Raw genomic sequence first — 15,990 nt, 5'->3', positions numbered from 1 at the left:
TGGATGCCGGGCCCGGGCTGGCAGCACGTTACTTGATCATATGTTTCTGGATCAGCTTGTGCATGCCTCGGCCATAGGGGGGCAGAATGAAGCGGGTGGCGTTGAACTTGCCTTTCTTGTAGATGCCTTTGGCCTTGGAGAAAGTCTTGAAACCTTCCGGGCCGTGATAGGCGCCCATACCGGAATCACCGATGCCGCCGAACGGAATGTCATCCACACCCACATGGGAAATGGTGTCGTTCAGGCAGACACCGCCGGAGTGGGTGTGCTTGAGCACATGGCTGCAGTTTTCGCTGTTCCAGTCGAAGTAATACAGGGCCAGGGGACGGGGGCGCTCATTCACGTACTCGATGGCATCGTCCAGGGTCTTGTAGGGGACCACGATCATCAGCGGGCCGAAGATTTCATCCTTGGCGATCTGCATGTCGTCGGTGACATTGAGCACCAGGGTGTGGGGGATCTTCTGACTGTTGCTGAAGTCCTCATTGGCCGGGTTGATCTCGATCACCTCGGCCCCCTTCTCACGGGCATCTTTCAGATAACCGAGCAGACGTTGTTGCTGGCGGCCGTTAACGATGGCGGTGAAATCCGGGTTGTCCACCATGGTGGGGTAGGACTGGGCCACCTGGGCTTTCCAGGCGTCGACAAATTCCTGCACCCGGTTTTCCGGGCAGAGGATGTAGTCCGGGGCCACACAGGTCTGGCCGGAGTTCAGGCACTTGCCAAAGGCGATACGCTCACAGGCGTCACGCATGGGGAAGTCCTGGCCAATAATGCAGGGGCTCTTGCCGCCCAGTTCCAGAGTGACCGGGGTCAGGTTCTCGGAAGCGGCACGCATGATATGGCGGCCCACGGCGGTGGAGCCGGTGAACAGCAGATGGTCGAAGGGCAGCTGGGAGAAGGCCTGGCCCACTTCCACTTCACCATTGAAGATGGCCACCTGGTCTTCCGGGAAGCTCTCGGCGACCAGTTTTTCCAGCAGGGCACCGGCCCGTGGGGTGGCTTCGCTCATTTTCACCATTACCCGGTTACCGGCGGCCAGGGCGGTGATGATTGGCACCACGGCCAGCTGGATCGGATAGTTCCAGGGCACGATGATGCCCACCACGCCCAGCGGTTGATATTCCACCCAGGTCTTGCCCGGCCAGCTCAGGGCGCTGACGCTGCGCTTGCTGGGCTTCATCCACTTGCGCAGTTTGCGGGTGGTGTACTTGAGACCTTCCAGCGTAATCAGGATCTCGGCCAGGCGGGTTTCGTCGGCAGCACGATTGGAAAAGTCCGCGCTGATGACGTCCGCCCACTCATCGGCATGGTTAGCGAGAATCGGACGGAGGCGATTGATCAGCTCGATGCGCTGTTCCGCAGTAGGGAAAGGGTGCTGGCGGAACGCGGCTTTCTGGGCGGCAAAAATCCGCTGCATGCGCTCGATTTCGGTGTTGCTCTGATGTAGCTCTTTCACTTCGGCGACCATGGTCCTCGCCTCCCGAGTTGGTTTGTTGTGTAAGATGGTTATGCCGGACACGGGGTGCCCGGTTATTTTTTAACCTTGCCAGTGATTTTTAGAGTAATTACTCTAAGAGTCAACTCGGCGTAGCAAAAACACAACAGTTGTCCCGAAATGACCAGCACTAAACAGAAGATCCTCGACACCAGCCTGGCCCTGTTCAACAAGCAGGGTGAGCGCAATGTGACCACCAATCACATTGCCGAGGCGCTGGGCATCAGTCCCGGTAACCTGTACTACCACTACCGCAACAAGGGGATGATTGTGTCGGCGCTGTTCGACCGTTATCAGAATCAGTTGCTGGAAGCGCTGGCCACGCCGCAGGGACCGCTCACCTGGCGGATAAAGGTGTATTACTTTGAAAGCCTGCTGGCCTCCATGTGGCAGTTCCGGTTCTTTCATCGTGACCTGTCTCACCTGCTGCATGCGGATCCGGATCTGGCCCGGCGCTACCGGGCCTTTGTGCAGGCGGTCACGGAGCAGGGAACGGTGATCTATGCTGAGTTGCGCAACAGTGGCATCGTTGCGGTGGATGATGAGCAGCTGCAGGGGTTAATGGTGAACACCTGGATCATCATGTCGTCCTGGGCGTCTCTGGTGCACGGCCTGCGCCCGGATGCTGCTGGCGATGAGGCGCTGGATGAACGTCTGATGCGTCATGGCATCTATCAGATAATCTGTCTTGAGGAGCCCTTCCTCACGGGCGAGGCCCGGGAGCACCTGGAAGAAATGCGCGCCCGTTACCGGGGAGCGGACAGTACCACGGGCTTGTTGCTGGGGATGTCGGAGGAAGAAGAGACGCCAGCTGAATCGGAGCTTCCGTAGGAGCTTGCCCGCAAGCGATCCGAGCCTTGGCGAGGTAAGGATTCCAGAGACGAGTTCGAAAATCCAAAACCGCTGGCCAGGTTGGAGGCTCGGGTTTGCCTTTCGAAACTCGCTTCTCGAAACTATGATTACCTCGCCGTGGCTCGGATCGCTTGCAGGCAAGCTCCTACAGGTGTGTCCCCTTACCGAAACCCGTAGCCCTGCACGAACGCCAGCAGGCGCTGCTCCAGCCAGTAGCGGTTGTTAGCGCCACCGATAAAGCCCACGTGCCCACCGTTCTCACTGATCTCCAGCGTTACCGCCGGGCCCAGTTCCGCTTTCTTTGGCAGCGTGGCCGGGGTCATGAAGGGATCGTCGCGGTTCTGCAGCAGCAGAGTAGGCGTGCGGATTTGTAACAGGCGGGGGCCAGCGGAACATTCTGCATAGTAGTGACTGGCGCCACGGAAGCCATAGAGTGGCGCGATGATCTGGTCGTCGTAGCGCCAGAAAGAGCGGATGCCTGTCATGTTCAGCCGGTAGAGGCGTTTGGCCTCCGGTGGATTGATTTGATCCAGGTGGGCTTTCTTACGATCAAAACTGGCCAGCAATTCGGTGATCAGATGCTTGCGATACATCCGTGACAGGCCCCGGTCCAGGCGGTTGGCGCACAGGTCCAGTCGCAGCGGCGCGCAGACCGAGGCAACCCCGGTGAGCCGGCCATTGTCGCGATGCACCAGCCAGTTGAGCAGGCGACTACCGCCCAGTGAGACGCCGATAGCCAGGCGGTGGCCGGTGGGATCCTGATGGAATACATGCTCGATCACCGCATCCACATCATCGGTTTCCCCGGCGTGATAACACAGCGCGGTATCGTTGGGTTGTTTGGCGCCGCGGCTGTTGATGGCCACGGAACGGATGCCGGCATCGGCGAAGGTTTTCTGGAAACCGCGCATGTAATGGGAATCGCTGCAACCGGACAGGCCGTGCAACAGGATCACCGTCAGCTGGCCGGGCTGGGGTGCCGGGCCGGCCCAGTCCAGCAGCAGGTAGTCGCCGTCGGCCAGCTCCAGACGTTCCTGTTGTCGCTCCACTTCCGGCAGGGTGCGTCCCAGCGGCCCCCAAAGGGTTTGCAGGTGGGGGTTGCGCAGCCACAGGGGCGCGCGAAAGGAGGAATGCAGAATCTCACCCATGGACGGTTCTCACGGCAGGATAATCAAAGGCGTCAGCGCCGGGCTATGGTAGCCTTTTGCCTTCGCCGCGACACCCCGCATTCACTGGAGAAAACATGTCTCGCCGTTTTTTTGATGATCAGGATTTTCAGGTTGGCCAGCAGGTTGAGCTGGGTCAGGCGGCCAGTCACCACATTGGCAAGGTGCTGCGGATGGCGGAGGGGGATGCCATTGTCGTCTTCAACGGTCGCGGCGGTGAATGGCAGGCCAGCATTGTTGCGGTAAGCAAGAAAGCGGTGACCGTGGACGTGCTGTTTTTCCGTGAAGACAACCGCACCCCTCCTTTATCTGTCACCGTGGCCCTGCCCATGATCAAGGGCGATCGCATGGATTATGCAATCCAGAAAGCCACTGAAATGGGGGCAACAAGGATCGTCGTGCTGGACACCGAGCGCTGCGAAGTGCGCCTGAAAGGCGAGCGTGCCGACAAGAAGCTGACCCAGTGGCAGGCGATTGCCATCAGTGCCTGTGAGCAGTGCGGGTTGAATATTCCGCCCAGCGTATCCGGTGTGGAGAGCCTGAAAACCTGGTTGGCCAGTGAGCTGCCTCACCACAAATTGATCGCCCACCCGGGCGAAAAACCGTTTGATCCGGCAGTGCTGCACAAGGGGGAGGCCCTGGCCCTGCTTACCGGACCGGAAGGGGGCTTTTCCGATGAGGAATTGAAGGCAGCGCAACAGAGCGGTTTCACACCCTTCGCACTGGGTGAGCGGGTGTTGCGTGCAGAGACCGCGCCAGTGGCATTGCTGGCCGCACTGTGGGCCTGGCTGGGCTAAACCATGATCAAGCCCCTGGCGGTCTCATCGCTGGTCATTGCTGCCTATGTGGCCGGCCTAATCTGGCTGATCCCAGGTGATGCCTTGTTGCCCTTTCTGTTGCTGGTACTGTCCCTGCTCAGCCTGTGCACCCTGATTCTGTACGCCCTGGACAAGCGTGCCGCAGTGCACCAACGCCAGCGCATCCCGGAGAAAACCCTGCACCTGTTGGCGCTGGCAGGCGGCTGGCCCGGTGCCCTGCTCGCCCGTCCGCTGTTTCGCCACAAGACCCGCAAGCAACCCTTCTCTCTCCTGTTCTGGTGTTCTGCCATGCTCAGCGGTGGCCTGTTGTTGGTGTTCCTGATCGTAGACCCGGCGGCACCGGCGCGTGCCTGGCTTAATGATGAAGTCCGCCATTGGTACCTGTTTGTGCAGCAGTCCCTGTCACGCTGACGTCATAGCGGTAATCTGCAAGCGGTCACCCGTCCGTGAGAAACACCGTTCACCCTCGACGTATTGAAAGCCGTCACGGATGCCGTATTACTGACAAAAAAACAGCGGCGAGCTATGAGCTATGAGCTGCCAGAAAATGCCAAAACCTCGTGTTTTGACTGGTGGCTCATAGCTCAAACCTGGTAGCTGCTTTCAAACAAGGGACTGTCATGCTTGATACTCTTGCCATCTGCAATTACCGGTCGGCGCTGGATCTGGCGTTGCCGCTGGGATCGCTGAATGTGATCACCGGTGCCAATGGCAGCGGTAAATCCAACCTCTATCGTTCCCTGCGGTTGCTGGCGGCTACGGCGCGGGATGATGTGGTTGCGGCCCTGGCCAGCGAGGGGGTGCTGGAGTCCACGTTCTGGGCCGGGCCGGAGACCCTCACTACGGCCATGCGCCGTGGGCTGGTGCCGGTGCAGGGTGGGCCGCGCCAGGAAAAACGCCGCCTGCGTCTGGGGTTCACCGGTGAGGACTTTGGTTATCTGATCGAGCTGGGGCTGCCCAAGCCGGACAGTACCACTGCCTTCAATCTGGATCCGGAGATCAAGCGGGAAATCATCTGGGCTGGAGACGTATATCGGCCGGCATCGGTGCTGGTGGATCGTCGCGGCCCCATGGTCAAGGTACGCAGCGATAGCGGCTGGAAACTGATCGCCGCCCACCTCAACAGTTTCGACAGCCTGTTCAGCCAGGTGGCCGATGCCAACAGTGCCCCGGAGGTCCTGACCCTGCGCGAGCGCATTCGCGGCTGGCGCTTCTACGATCACTTCCGCACTGACCGGGATGCCCCGGCCCGTCAGGTGCAGATCGGCACCCGTACCCCGGTACTCAATCATGATGGCCATGATCTGGCCGCCGCGTTGCAGACCATTCGCGAAATCGGCGACGGCCGTGGGCTGGACGTGGCCATTGAGGATGCTTTTCCCGGGGCGCGACTGGAGATTGCCCCGCTCCCCGACGGTCGCCTCAAGCTGGAGTTCCACCAGCATGGCCTGCTGCGTCCGCTCACTGCGGCGGAACTGTCTGATGGCACTCTGCGCTACCTGCTTTTGATTGCGGCCCTGCTGACGCCGCGTCCGCCCTCCATGATGGTCCTCAACGAACCGGAGAACAGTCTGCACCCGGATCTCCTTCCGGCCCTGGCGCGGTTGATCGAGAAGGCCTGCCAGCACAGTCAGCTGTGGGTGGTCAGTCATGCCAGTGAGTTGGTGGAGGCGCTCAAAGCCCACCCGGATTGTGTTCATACCGAGCTGAGCAAGGAAATGGGGGAAACCCGGGTGGTGGGCCAGGGTCTGCTGGATGTGCCGCGCTGGCAATGGCCGGAGGCTCGCTGAGTGTTAGCCATGGCCTCGCCTTGATGAGCATTGAAAGAACAACTTGTTGTATGGTGCCCGAGTAGGATTTCTGAGTAGTGGTTCTTTTCCAGGGAGGGAAAATGCGTTTACCCGAGAGTATCGAGCAGATATTGATTCACAACGGCAAAATCGCCGCTATCAAGGCACTGCGTGAAGTAAAGGGGCTGGGCCTGCGTGAAGCCAAGGAATGGGTTGAAAGCCATGAGGCCGATAACCCACATGGCGCTGCACAATCCACAGAGGCGCTGACAGGCGCTTCATCGCATGCGCGGCCGTCGCCTGCCCATCAGGTCAGCGGCTTGCCGATCGGGCGAATTCTGCTGGGGGTGATCGTGGTGGGTGCCGCCTGTCTTGGCTACGCCCTGGCCAACGGTATGCTGTAAACCTGACACAACAGGAAGACTGATATGTTGATCTCCATTCCGATCCTGACGCCGCTAGTGGTGCTGGTTGCCTGGTCCATGGTCATGTGGCTGTGGATGTATGTGACCCGCCTGCCGGCCATGATGGCCATGGACATGAAGCCGGATCCCAATGCCCCCCGTGGTGAGCAAATGAACACCCTGCCGGCCTCTGTGCGCTGGAAGGCGGACAACTATAATCACTTGATGGAACAGCCCACGGTGTTCTACGCCATCGTCCTGGCGCTGGCCTTGTTGGGTTATGGCGAGGGCATCAACCTGGTGCTGGCCTGGGCCTATGTGGGGATCCGCATTGCTCACTCGATCCTGCAGGCGGTAGTGAACAAGATCGAAGTTCGATTCCTGCTGTTTCTTTTGTCATCGTTGGCACTGATTGGCCTGACCTTCAACGCCCTGCGGATCGTGCTCTGGTGAACCCGCGGTACCCTTTGTGGCTAACGGCATTGGCCATGCTGGCCTTTGCCGCCAACTCGGTACTGTGTCGGCTGGCCCTGCGTAATGACGCTATCGACCCGGCCAGCTTCACGGGCCTGAGGTTGCTGTCGGGAGCCCTGATGCTGGTGCTGATCGTGACCCTGCGTGATCGCAGCATGGCGGCTGTATGGCGTGCTGGCAGCGTGCTGTCCGCCTCGGCCTTGTTTGTCTATGCCGCGGGTTTTTCCTTTGCCTATGTGGTACTGGATACCGGCACCGGTGCCCTGCTGCTGTTTGCCATGGTGCAGGCCACCATGATCGGAGTGGGACTGGTGCGCGGGGAGCGCCTGGCCGGCTGGCAATGGGCAGGCTTGTTGCTGGCCCTGGCGGGTTTGTTACTGCTGCTGTTGCCGGGTGCCAGCGCCCCGGATCTGCCCTCTGCCCTGTTGATGCTGCTGGCCGGCATGGGTTGGGGTATCTATTCGCTCCGCGGCAAGAAGGCATCGGACGCCACCGCAGAAACTGCCGGTAACTTCCTGCGTTCGTTGCTCTGGTTGTTGCCGCTGGCGTTGGTAGCCTGGCCGCTACCGGCGCCCCAATCCATGGGCCTGGTGTATGCGATCCTGTCCGGTGCGTTGGCCTCCGGGGCGGGTTATGCCGTCTGGTATCTGGCCTTGCCATCACTGGCGAGCTCAACGGCCGCTACGGTACAGCTCAGCGTACCGGTGTTGGCGGCGTTGGCAGGGGTGCTGTGGCTGGGTGAGCCGTTAACAGGGCGACTGCTGCTGGCCTCGCTTGCTATCCTCGGCGGGATTGCCCTGGTGATTCGCGGCGCCGGCGTGAGCCGTACGGAATAGGGAAGCGGGCTATGGCATTCGACAGGGAACTGGCTGAACGAGTACGCGAAGGTTTGCAGACGGTTTGCGGTGGCCTGCCGGATGAGAAACGGATGTTCGGCGGTCTGTGTTTTATGATCGCGGGAAACATGTGCTGCGGGATACTGGGTGATGACCTGCTGGCCAGGGTGGGCCCCGCGGCCTATGTCTCCCTGTTGGGTGAGCCTGGTGCCAGGGAAATGGATTTTACCGGCCGACCCTTGCGGGGCATGATCATGGTGGACAGCGCGGTGCTGGCGGAAGAGGATGAAATGACACGTTGGTTGGTGCGTTGTTTCGACTTTGTTCGCACCCTGCCCGCCAAATAACGACTCCGACGGTTGCAGGAGTATTCAATGCGCCAGATCGGCATTGTGATTTACGATGAAGCGGAAGTGCTCGATTTCGCCGGTCCCTATGAGGTCTTTGCCACTGCCGCGCGCCTGTGCGAGGAAAAGCCTTGGGCTGTCTGCCTGATCAGCGAACGGCAGACCGTCAATGCCCGCGGCGGTCTCAGCGTCAACAGCCATTTCACCCTCAATAACCATCCCCGGCTGGATGTGCTGCTGGTCAGTGGCGGGGTGCACACCTGGGCGCTGAATAATCGTACGTTGCTGGAAGCCATTCGCCGTGCCGGTGAGAAGGCCAGCTGGGTGACCTCGGTTTGCACCGGCGCCTTCTTGCTGGCCGAAGCGGGTCTGTTGAGTACCGAAAAGGTCACCACCCATTGGGAAGATCTTCCGGATCTGCACCGTCGTTTTCCGGCGTTGCAGGTACAGGAAAATATTCGCTGGGTAGAAGATGGTAACCGAATTACTTCGGCAGGCATTTCCGCGGGCATCGACATGAGCTTGCATCTGGTGGCGAAACTGCATAGCCGGGAGCTGGCGGAGAAGACCGCCAGACAGATGGATTACGAGTGGTTGCAGATTGCCAGTGAGTAGTCATCGTGCCGGGGTGGACCAGGCGGGGCCCTCTATGCCGCGTTCAGTCACGGCGGCGGCTGTAGCCCCAGTAGATCACCGCCAGGCTTGCGGCCAGGGTTGCCGGAACCATCAGGGCGACAAAGTGCAGCTGGCGGAACAGTAAGGTGCCCAGCACCCCGCCACAGATAAAGCCTGCGATCAGCAACAGAAACAACCACAAGCGCCGGGCATCCAGTGGCGTACCCCGTAGCCAGTTGCCCAGCATGATGCCCAGGTCGGTGAAGATCCCTGACAGGTGGGTGGTGCGGATGATGGAGCCACTGTAGGTGGTCACCATGGCGTTCTGCAGCCCGCAGGCCATGGACGCAAGATAGATACCCAGATCGCTTCCCCGCTGCAGTGACACCATGGCAAGGATCAGTAGTCCGGCTTCTATCAGCAGGGAAAACCCGTAATGGCGACCCAGCTTCAGAGCGGTACTGGTGATCAGCAAGCCGCTGAGGGCGGAGCCGGCGAGAAAGCTGAGCAGGGTCAATAGCAAGTGCAGGGCCACGGACAGGTCCAGATCCGCCAGCGCCAGGCCTAGCAATGAGGAAGTACCGGTAAGATGCGACACGGACTGGTGGCTGAATCCCAGCAGCCCCACGGCGTTGACGCTGCCGGCGAGAAAGGCAAGAAGAAAGGCCCCGACTTCGACCCAGGGCGGTAACCGAGTCAGCACCACATTCCCCCAATGGCTGATGATCAAAACCGCAGTCTAGCACGGGGTGTCGCAAGCTAACCCTGAAAAGCATGGCGGAGATGCCTTGCAGGCATTTCCGCCCTACGGTTTTATCATTGGCGTCAGGCGTCAGGCGTCAGCTCATTTCTTTTTCTTTTTGCCTTTTTTGCTGCTGTCTTTCTTGCCCTTTTTTCCGGCTGACTTGTCTGATTTTTTGTCTTTCTTTTTGTCTTTTTTGTCGCCCTTGTCGGCTTTGGGCTTGATCGGCTTCAACTTTTTGCCTTTGCCTTTGCCTTTCTTGCCTGACTTGGTGTCTTTGGATTTTTTGCTGCCTTTGTCGGGCTTGTGTTCAGTCTTTTCTTCTGGGGAAGGGGCAACGGTCTTGACGGCGGGTTTGCTTTCGCTGGGCGTGGGTGCGTCGAACAGGGCCATTGCCACGTTGCGAAAGCGACGCAGGCAATAGCGCACCTGACCCAGGGACAGGCCGGCTTCGTCGGCGGCCTGCTGCTGGGTGCTGCCTTTGTCGAGCGCTAAAAGTGCCTTGGCGCGCGGGCCATTGGGTGCAGGTTGGTTGGCGCGACCCTGGCAGGCTTTGCGCTGTTGTGCGGTCAGTAAGGAAGTGTTGGCCACGGTGTGTCCCCTCGGAAAGTCTTGCTGATAACAGCCAAAACCTCACCTTAGGGACAACTGGTCAGAGGGGCAAACAACCTTTTTTCTGTCAAAAAAATGACATGAAATCAGCCGTTCTGTTGCTGCTTTTCCAGCATGTCGGCCTGCAGGATTTCGATCCAGTAACCGTCCGGGTCCTTGATAAAGGCCAGCCCCTTCATCTTGCCGTCGTCGGGGCGTTTGATGAATTCCACCTTCATTTTTTCAAAGCGCTCAGCTGCCTCGTAAACATCCGGCACGGTGATGCCAATATGGCCAAACCCCTGGGGCTGGGCGTTGCCATCGTGGTAGGCAAAGTCATCGTCTTCTTCCGTACCCCAGTTATGGGTTAGCTCCAGCATGGCCTCGCGGCCGAAGGTAAAAGTGAGTCGTTTGGCATCATCAGGTGGCACCTGGCCTGCTTCTTCTTCGCTCAGGTAGCCGAGGAAATAGAGGCTGAACTGCATCTCCGGGAAGTCGATCTTGCGAACCAGCCGCATGCCCAGCACCCGGGTATAGAAATCCAGGCTTCGCTTGGGGTCCTTGATGCGCAGCATGGTCTGGTTGAACAGGTATTCGTGGGTGACTTCGTCGGGGTGTTCGAACAGGCCTTCGGCTTTCTCAAAATGGCGGGACATGGGGGCTCCTGAGGCTTTCGGGAAAGGGGCTACAGGATATGGGGATGTGAGGGGCGGATTGCAAGCTTTGGGGGTGAGTTGAAAGTTTAAAGTTCAAAGTTGAAAAGCGCGGGGTGAGGTGTTTTGTACGGTGAGGCTGTGTCCGCGAGGGGATGTGAGAGAAGCAAGATTCAAGCTGCAAGGTTCAAGTTTCAAAGCGGGAAAGCCGTTCGCTGGCTGAGATGCCAGAGTCGCGCACGCAGGCCTGGCGGCTGCGGCGCGGGGACGGCGGTCTCGATTACCACCTGTTCCCCGGTCGCGCTTTTCAACTTTGAACTTTAAACTCGCTCCTCAGCCCGGGGTGTTGTCCACGGTCTTGAGCACTTTTTGCAGGCCGGCCACGGCGCCACCGATATCGCTGAGCCCGTTGGGCAGCAGCATGGTGGTGGATTCCTTGGCCACTTTTTCGAAGGCGGCCACATACTGCTCGGCGATGCGCAGGCTGACGGCTTCCTGACCGCCGTCTTCCTTCACGGCACGGGCCACCATGTTGAGACCCTTGGCGGTGGCCAGGGCCACCAGCTCGATCTGCTTGGCGCGACCTTCCGCTTCGTTGATCTGCTTCATCTTTTCACCTTCGGAGATGTTGATCATCTCCTGCTTTTCCCCTTCCGAACGGTTGATGGCTGCCTGGCGGTCACCTTCGGAACGGTTGATGGCGGCCTGGCGCTCACCCTCGGATTCCGCCACCACGGCGCGACGTTCCCGCTCGGCACGCACCTGTTTCTCCATGGCGTCCTTGATGGACACCGGCAGGTTGATGTCGGCCACCTCGTAACGCAGGACTTTCACCCCCCAGGGCTGGGCAGCTTCGTCCACCGCTTTCACCACTTCCATGTTGATCTCGCCACGTTCCTCGAAGGTCTTGTCCAGATCGATTTTACCGATCACCGAACGCAGGGTGGTCTGGGCCAGTTGCTGGGCTGCCAGCACGTAATCATCTACACCGTAGCTGGCGGCCTTCGGGTCGATTACCTGCAGGTACATGACGCCATCGATAGAGACTTCGATGTTGTCCTTGGTGATACAGCTTTGACGCGGCACGTCGCGAACAATTTCTTTCAGGGAATGTTTGTAGGCCACACGGTCGATAAACGGCATCAGGAAGTGCATGCCGGCATCCAGGGAGGTCTGGAATTTGCCCAGACGTTCCACCACAAAAACCTGCCGCTGGGGCACGATGCGGATGACCATGAACAGCAGCACGACAGCGCCCAGTGCAAACAGTCCGGAAATGATTAATCCTGCCATGGGTAAAGCTTCCTTGTTGTAGAGTGTTTCAGGTGGGGGTGTTGGTCCAGGGCTCTACCGTCAGCCACAGACCTTCGTGTTGGGTAATACGCACCATCTGTCCGGCTTCCAGTGGCTGGCTGCTCTGTGCCTGCCAGCGGGCGCCACGATAGTTGACACTGCCGGTGCCGTCCTTGAAGGCTTCGGCCACGGTAGCTCGCTGACCAATCAGACCGGCACTGTCTTCATTGCCGTTGCCTTCCCGTTCCTTGCCCATCAGCTTGTCGCTGAAATAGCGGCGTACAAAGAGCAGGGAGAGCAGGCTGAGCACCGCAAACAGGGTGAGCTCCCAGGTGGTGTCATCGAGCAGGCCCAGGAATTTGAGGCTGCCCACGATCAGGGCTGCGATACCGAAGAAAATCACCACCAGGCCGGAGACCACAAACTCCCCGATCACCAACACCAGACCGGCGATAATCCAGTAACTATATTCCGGCATTCCTGTGCCCTCTTCTCATGCTTTTGGATGAGTAAGATAGCACGAAAGAGCGGTGTTGTAGGTAGGAAAAGGCTGAAAATGGGGACGAGTTGAAAGTTGAAAGTTGAAAGTTGAAAGTTCAAAGGCGCGGGATCGGGTGTTTGGTTCGGAGCGGCTGTGCCCGCGAGGGGGATGTGGGGAGAAGCAGGATTCAACGCGGGAAAGCTGTTCGCTGGCGGAGATGCCCGAGTCGCGCATGCAGGCTTGGCGGCTGCAGCGCGGGGAAGGCGATTTCGATTACTGCCGCCTCCCCGGTCGCGCTTTTCAACTTTGAACTTTTAACTTTCAACTCAATGGTTGTGCCCGCCTACCCCATGCGCATGCTTGTGGGCGATTTCTTCTTCGCTGGCATCACGGATCTCGGTGATGTCCACCACGAAGCGCAGGGCCTTGCCGGCCAGGGGATGGTTGGCATCCACATCCACGGTTTTCAGACCGACCTTCAGAACCGTCAACATGCGCGGGCCTTCTTCGGTGCTGACAGTGACCACCTTGCCCGGGGTCAGTTTGCCGGCGTGCTTGAGGTATTTGCGGGAGATGCGCTGGAAAAGGGTGTTGTCGTACTCGCCGTAGGCATCCTTGGCCTCGATGGTCACATCCACCTGCTCGCCACTGTTTTTGCCTTCCAGTGCGCTTTCCAGCCCGGCGATGATGTTGTTGTAACCATGCAGGTATGCCATGGGCTCACCGGTAGTCTGGGAGTTCTCGATCTCGCTGCCGTCTTCGGCGTTGAACAGCTGGTAATGCAGGGTGACGACCTTGCCTTTTTCGATGGTCATGGCGCTCTCCGGAAGTGGGCCTGATGCGGTTGCTCAGCAATGGCGAAGCATTTTGCCGCCCCCACCCGGCAGGGGCAATGGTTTGATGGAACTGATGCTCGACGTCTGTCGCGTCAGGCATCAAACGTCAGGCGTCTGGCCTTTCCGTCTCCGGGTGCAGCCCCAGCGCTTTGCGGTCCTTGCCGGCGGCGATATCGGCCAGCAGACGGTTGGACTGGCGGTACCAGTTACGTCTGCCTTGGGAGCTCCATTTGAATCGCTTGTAGGTCCACTGGTACTGGGGCAGGTTGCGCTCGATGCAGCGCTGCAGTCCGGCATTCATTTCCGTGAGAATCTCGGTGGTGTCGCTGGCCTGTTCGATGGCCGGGGCCGGCTCGAAGTGCACATGGATATCCTTGACCCCGCCTTCGCCACGGTTACAGGAGACGATGAACACGTGCGGGCGGTAGCGTTGCACCAGCTTGTCGATCAGCGCCGGGGTGGGCACGTCGTAACCAAAGAATGGGACCGAGGGGTTACTGCGATTGCCCGGGTTGTGATCGGAGAGAATGCCCAGGGTGCCACCATTCTTCATGGCGGCCAGTGCCTGTTTGACGCCCTGACTGTTGGTGGGGATCAGCACCGAGCCGGTTCGCTCTCGGGCCGCCTTGACCATGGCATCCATCAGGGTGGCCGGATGGGGCTGATACATGATCAGGGTCTTGCCGGGGTCGGTTTTGTCGCCCAGATAGAGGTTGCTGATTTCCCAGCTGCCCTGGTGCAATGACAGCAGTAGCACGGGTCGTTCGCTGGCGGTGGCGGCAAGAAAAGCGGATTCACCATGGAGGTGGGTTACCCGCGAAAGGGTCTGTGCCACCGGCCGATGCCAGACATGGCTGAATTCGGTCAGGGTGCGGCCCAGTTCGGCCATGCTCTTGCGGCCGATGCGCTTGGCTTCTGCCAGACTCATGTCCGGGTGGGTGGCCAGCAGATTGATCAGGACTACCCGGTAGGCGCTGGCATAGCGCAGCGGCACCAGGGTGATCAGGGTGGCTACAAGGGCGCCGAAAGCGGTCACCAGTGGCAGTGGAAGCCAGGCCAGAAGGCGGACCACCACCCAAAGGTGACGGCCCTGGGATTGTTTACTCATGATGTCGGTTATCAATCCTGCTGCAGAATCAGGGTTTCGCCGTGTTGCGGTACCCGAAAGTGATCCGGATGAATCGAATGGCTCTCCATGGCCAGCTTCAGTGCCTTGGGCGGTGCATCCATGGGCTCATCGGTGAGCACGAAGGTGCCCCAGTGCATGGCTACGGACTGCTTCGCCTGGATGTCCTTGTGGATCCGCACGGCTTCGGCCGGGTTAATGTGGACAGGCGACATGAACCAGCGGGGTTCGTAGGCGCCGATCGGCAGCAGTGCCAGATCCACCGGGCCGAAGATATCGCCGATGTCCCCGAACAGGGGGGCATAGCCAGTATCGCCGGCAAAATACAATGAGAAGTCAGGAAATGCCAGACGCCAGCTGCACCACAGGCTACGATTATGGTCACCGGGGCCGCGCCCACTGAAGTGCTGGGCGGGCAGGCAGAACGCTTCAACCTGACCATGAAATTCGCTCTGCCACCAGCCCAGCTCGATAATGCGCTCCACCCCCAGCTTGCGTAGCCAGCTGGCTACCCCCAGCGGTGCGAACCAGAGGATGTCCTTGCCGAAACGGGCCTGAAGCTGTTTTACCGAGGCCTTGTCCAGATGGTCGTAATGGTTGTGCGATACCAGCACCGCATTGATCGGCGGCAGTTGGTCGATGGTCAGGGCCGCAGGCACAGCCCGTTTCGGGCCGGCAAAGGTGAATGGCGAACAGCGCTCGGAAAACACCGGGTCGGTCAGCAGGTTCCAGCCCTTGTACTGAAACAGGAAGGTGGAGTGGCCGATCCAGGTCAATTGCGGTTGCGGTCCGGGTGCGGCCAGCCGGGCGGGATCCGGGGTCTGTTGCGGGAATGACTGGTGGCGCGGGAACTGGCCGCGGCTATCCCATTGCCAGCGCAGGAAGTCGCGCAGCCCGTGGTGGGGTGTTGCATAGAGGTTTCGGTATGCGCCCGGGCGCTCCGGTTGTTCGGCGGCCAGGGCGGCAAGGCGCTCCCGGTCGATCATGTCTGCAGACCGGACACGGCACCTTCAATGGCGTCCAGATCCGGGATTACCGCCAGGTCACCGGCCACCTGGATGTACATGGATTCTGCCGGGCCTGTGTCCACGGGCTCTTCCACCGGGTCGTCCTTGCCCACCTTGATCAGTCTGGGAATGCCCTGCACGATCACCGCATAGAAGGGGCGCTTGCCGGCGATGGTGTTGAGTACGGCGATACGGGCGTCCTGACCAATGGTGATCTGGCCGGATTCATTGAGGCGCTCGAAAGACACCAGTGGAATGTTCTGGTCCCGCCAGCTGAGCCAGCCAAGCAACCATTCCGGGCCGTGGCCGGGACGATCCGGCTGGCGCAGGGGAATCACCTCTGCCACCACGATGTTGGGCACCAGCCATGGGCGCCCCTGCATGGGGATCAGCAGACTGGAAATTTCCGTAGGCAAACTGCTCATAATCAACCTCAAATGTAAGCCGGACCTTGATGGTAC

The 15,990-nt window shown here is 59.7% G+C and carries 20 protein-coding genes; 9 read left to right on the top strand and 11 right to left on the bottom strand.

Features of this window, described 5'->3' with window-relative positions; genetic code table 11:
* Positions 1-28: 28 nt before the first annotated feature.
* On the bottom strand, positions 29-1,471 hold the full coding sequence (locus tag HF945_RS15380; protein ID WP_290523444.1) for a coniferyl aldehyde dehydrogenase: 1,443 nt from the start codon (positions 1,469-1,471) through the stop codon (positions 29-31).
* A 147-nt stretch (positions 1,472-1,618) separates the two neighbouring features.
* Here HF945_RS15380 and HF945_RS15375 point away from each other — a divergent pair, with 147 nt between their 5' ends.
* Positions 1,619-2,329, top strand: a complete 711-nt coding sequence (locus HF945_RS15375; protein ID WP_290523443.1) for a TetR/AcrR family transcriptional regulator — start codon at positions 1,619-1,621, stop codon at positions 2,327-2,329.
* Between the two features lie 182 nt (positions 2,330-2,511).
* Here the strand turns inward: HF945_RS15375 and HF945_RS15370 are convergent, their stop codons facing one another.
* Positions 2,512-3,498 (bottom strand): alpha/beta fold hydrolase, encoded by a 987-nt coding sequence (locus HF945_RS15370; RefSeq protein ID WP_290523442.1) that lies wholly within the window; start codon positions 3,496-3,498, stop codon positions 2,512-2,514.
* Positions 3,499-3,593: 95 nt separating this feature from the next.
* Here HF945_RS15370 and HF945_RS15365 point away from each other — a divergent pair, with 95 nt between their 5' ends.
* The 8 genes from HF945_RS15365 to HF945_RS15330 all read left to right on the top strand — a co-directional run bounded on the left by HF945_RS15365 (position 3,594) and on the right by HF945_RS15330 (position 8,800).
* The gene (locus HF945_RS15365) at positions 3,594-4,313 is read left to right on the top strand and encodes a 16S rRNA (uracil(1498)-N(3))-methyltransferase (protein WP_290523441.1); all 720 of its coding nucleotides are present in this window, start codon (positions 3,594-3,596) and stop codon (positions 4,311-4,313) included.
* A 3-nt stretch (positions 4,314-4,316) separates the two neighbouring features.
* Positions 4,317-4,745, top strand: a complete 429-nt coding sequence (locus tag HF945_RS15360; RefSeq protein ID WP_290523440.1) for a DUF1294 domain-containing protein — start codon at positions 4,317-4,319, stop codon at positions 4,743-4,745.
* 209 nt (positions 4,746-4,954) lie between these two features.
* Positions 4,955-6,124, top strand: a complete 1,170-nt coding sequence (locus HF945_RS15355) for an AAA family ATPase (protein WP_290523439.1) — start codon at positions 4,955-4,957, stop codon at positions 6,122-6,124.
* Between the two features lie 101 nt (positions 6,125-6,225).
* Positions 6,226-6,528, top strand: a complete 303-nt coding sequence (locus HF945_RS15350; RefSeq protein ID WP_290523438.1) for a ribosomal protein L7/L12 — start codon at positions 6,226-6,228, stop codon at positions 6,526-6,528.
* Positions 6,529-6,552: 24 nt separating this feature from the next.
* Positions 6,553-6,981, top strand: coding sequence for an MAPEG family protein (locus tag HF945_RS15345; RefSeq protein WP_290523437.1), 429 nt, complete (start codon positions 6,553-6,555; stop codon positions 6,979-6,981).
* Complete coding sequence (locus tag HF945_RS15340) at positions 6,978-7,838, top strand: DMT family transporter (protein WP_290523436.1); 861 nt, start codon at positions 6,978-6,980, stop codon at positions 7,836-7,838. Before HF945_RS15345 ends, HF945_RS15340 begins: the two co-directional genes overlap by 4 nt.
* An 11-nt stretch (positions 7,839-7,849) precedes the next feature.
* Positions 7,850-8,185: a TfoX/Sxy family protein gene (locus tag HF945_RS15335; protein ID WP_290523435.1), complete on the top strand. Its 336-nt coding sequence runs from the start codon at positions 7,850-7,852 to the stop codon at positions 8,183-8,185.
* A 27-nt stretch (positions 8,186-8,212) separates the two neighbouring features.
* Complete coding sequence (locus HF945_RS15330) at positions 8,213-8,800, top strand: DJ-1/PfpI family protein (protein WP_290523434.1); 588 nt, start codon at positions 8,213-8,215, stop codon at positions 8,798-8,800.
* 43 nt (positions 8,801-8,843) lie between these two features.
* On the opposite strand, the gene HF945_RS15325 is transcribed toward HF945_RS15330, so the two are convergent.
* From HF945_RS15325 to HF945_RS15285, 9 genes are all read right to left on the bottom strand, one after another.
* On the bottom strand, positions 8,844-9,530 hold the full coding sequence (locus HF945_RS15325; protein ID WP_290523433.1) for a YoaK family protein: 687 nt from the start codon (positions 9,528-9,530) through the stop codon (positions 8,844-8,846).
* A gap of 114 nt (positions 9,531-9,644) precedes the next feature.
* Positions 9,645-10,133: a helix-turn-helix domain-containing protein gene (locus tag HF945_RS15320; protein ID WP_290523432.1), complete on the bottom strand. Its 489-nt coding sequence runs from the start codon at positions 10,131-10,133 to the stop codon at positions 9,645-9,647.
* A 107-nt stretch (positions 10,134-10,240) separates the two neighbouring features.
* Entirely contained in the window at positions 10,241-10,789 is a 549-nt protein-coding gene (gloA, locus tag HF945_RS15315) for a lactoylglutathione lyase (protein WP_290523431.1), read from the bottom strand.
* Positions 10,790-11,119: 330 nt separating this feature from the next.
* The gene (locus tag HF945_RS15310) at positions 11,120-12,079 is read right to left on the bottom strand and encodes a slipin family protein (protein WP_290523430.1); all 960 of its coding nucleotides are present in this window, start codon (positions 12,077-12,079) and stop codon (positions 11,120-11,122) included.
* A 28-nt stretch (positions 12,080-12,107) separates the two neighbouring features.
* The gene (locus tag HF945_RS15305) at positions 12,108-12,557 is read right to left on the bottom strand and encodes an NfeD family protein (protein ID WP_290523429.1); all 450 of its coding nucleotides are present in this window, start codon (positions 12,555-12,557) and stop codon (positions 12,108-12,110) included.
* Positions 12,558-12,886: 329 nt separating this feature from the next.
* Positions 12,887-13,375 (bottom strand): peptidylprolyl isomerase, encoded by a 489-nt coding sequence (locus HF945_RS15300; protein ID WP_290523428.1) that lies wholly within the window; start codon positions 13,373-13,375, stop codon positions 12,887-12,889.
* A 127-nt stretch (positions 13,376-13,502) separates the two neighbouring features.
* Positions 13,503-14,504 (bottom strand): lipid A biosynthesis acyltransferase, encoded by a 1,002-nt coding sequence (locus HF945_RS15295; protein ID WP_290523427.1) that lies wholly within the window; start codon positions 14,502-14,504, stop codon positions 13,503-13,505.
* Positions 14,505-14,515: 11 nt separating this feature from the next.
* Positions 14,516-15,508 carry an MBL fold metallo-hydrolase gene (locus HF945_RS15290; RefSeq protein WP_290523426.1) on the bottom strand — a complete coding sequence of 331 codons (993 nt, stop codon included), beginning with the start codon at positions 15,506-15,508 and terminating at the stop codon, positions 14,516-14,518.
* On the bottom strand, positions 15,505-15,954 hold the full coding sequence (locus HF945_RS15285; protein ID WP_290523425.1) for a chemotaxis protein CheW: 450 nt from the start codon (positions 15,952-15,954) through the stop codon (positions 15,505-15,507). The genes HF945_RS15290 and HF945_RS15285 overlap by 4 nt, the downstream gene beginning before the upstream one ends.
* Positions 15,955-15,990: the final 36 nt, after the last annotated feature.

Origin of the sequence: Alcanivorax sp. (genome assembly GCF_017794965.1) — a bacterium.
Lineage (GTDB): Bacteria > Pseudomonadota > Gammaproteobacteria > Pseudomonadales > Alcanivoracaceae > Alcanivorax.
Note: the sequence above shows the minus strand (reverse complement) of the source record. Positions and strands in the feature narration are given on the sequence as shown.

Excerpts from the sequence above, each read along its gene's own strand:
- HF945_RS15380 (WP_290523444.1), bottom strand. The coding sequence starts at position 1,471 with ATGGTCGCCGAAGTGAAAGAGCTACATCAGAGCAACACCGAAATCGAG.
- HF945_RS15375 (WP_290523443.1), top strand. The coding sequence starts at position 1,619 with ATGACCAGCACTAAACAGAAGATCCTCGACACCAGCCTGGCCCTGTTC.
- HF945_RS15370 (WP_290523442.1), bottom strand. The coding sequence starts at position 3,498 with ATGGGTGAGATTCTGCATTCCTCCTTTCGCGCGCCCCTGTGGCTGCGC.
- HF945_RS15365 (WP_290523441.1), top strand. The coding sequence starts at position 3,594 with ATGTCTCGCCGTTTTTTTGATGATCAGGATTTTCAGGTTGGCCAGCAG.
- HF945_RS15360 (WP_290523440.1), top strand. The coding sequence starts at position 4,317 with ATGATCAAGCCCCTGGCGGTCTCATCGCTGGTCATTGCTGCCTATGTG.
- HF945_RS15355 (WP_290523439.1), top strand. The coding sequence starts at position 4,955 with ATGCTTGATACTCTTGCCATCTGCAATTACCGGTCGGCGCTGGATCTG.
- HF945_RS15350 (WP_290523438.1), top strand. The coding sequence starts at position 6,226 with ATGCGTTTACCCGAGAGTATCGAGCAGATATTGATTCACAACGGCAAA.
- HF945_RS15345 (WP_290523437.1), top strand. The coding sequence starts at position 6,553 with ATGTTGATCTCCATTCCGATCCTGACGCCGCTAGTGGTGCTGGTTGCC.
- HF945_RS15335 (WP_290523435.1), top strand. The coding sequence starts at position 7,850 with ATGGCATTCGACAGGGAACTGGCTGAACGAGTACGCGAAGGTTTGCAG.
- HF945_RS15330 (WP_290523434.1), top strand. The coding sequence starts at position 8,213 with ATGCGCCAGATCGGCATTGTGATTTACGATGAAGCGGAAGTGCTCGAT.
- gloA (WP_290523431.1), bottom strand. The coding sequence starts at position 10,789 with ATGTCCCGCCATTTTGAGAAAGCCGAAGGCCTGTTCGAACACCCCGAC.
- HF945_RS15310 (WP_290523430.1), bottom strand. The coding sequence starts at position 12,079 with ATGGCAGGATTAATCATTTCCGGACTGTTTGCACTGGGCGCTGTCGTG.
- HF945_RS15305 (WP_290523429.1), bottom strand. The coding sequence starts at position 12,557 with ATGCCGGAATATAGTTACTGGATTATCGCCGGTCTGGTGTTGGTGATC.
- HF945_RS15300 (WP_290523428.1), bottom strand. The coding sequence starts at position 13,375 with ATGACCATCGAAAAAGGCAAGGTCGTCACCCTGCATTACCAGCTGTTC.
- HF945_RS15295 (WP_290523427.1), bottom strand. The coding sequence starts at position 14,504 with ATGAGTAAACAATCCCAGGGCCGTCACCTTTGGGTGGTGGTCCGCCTT.
- HF945_RS15290 (WP_290523426.1), bottom strand. The coding sequence starts at position 15,508 with ATGATCGACCGGGAGCGCCTTGCCGCCCTGGCCGCCGAACAACCGGAG.
- HF945_RS15285 (WP_290523425.1), bottom strand. The coding sequence starts at position 15,954 with ATGAGCAGTTTGCCTACGGAAATTTCCAGTCTGCTGATCCCCATGCAG.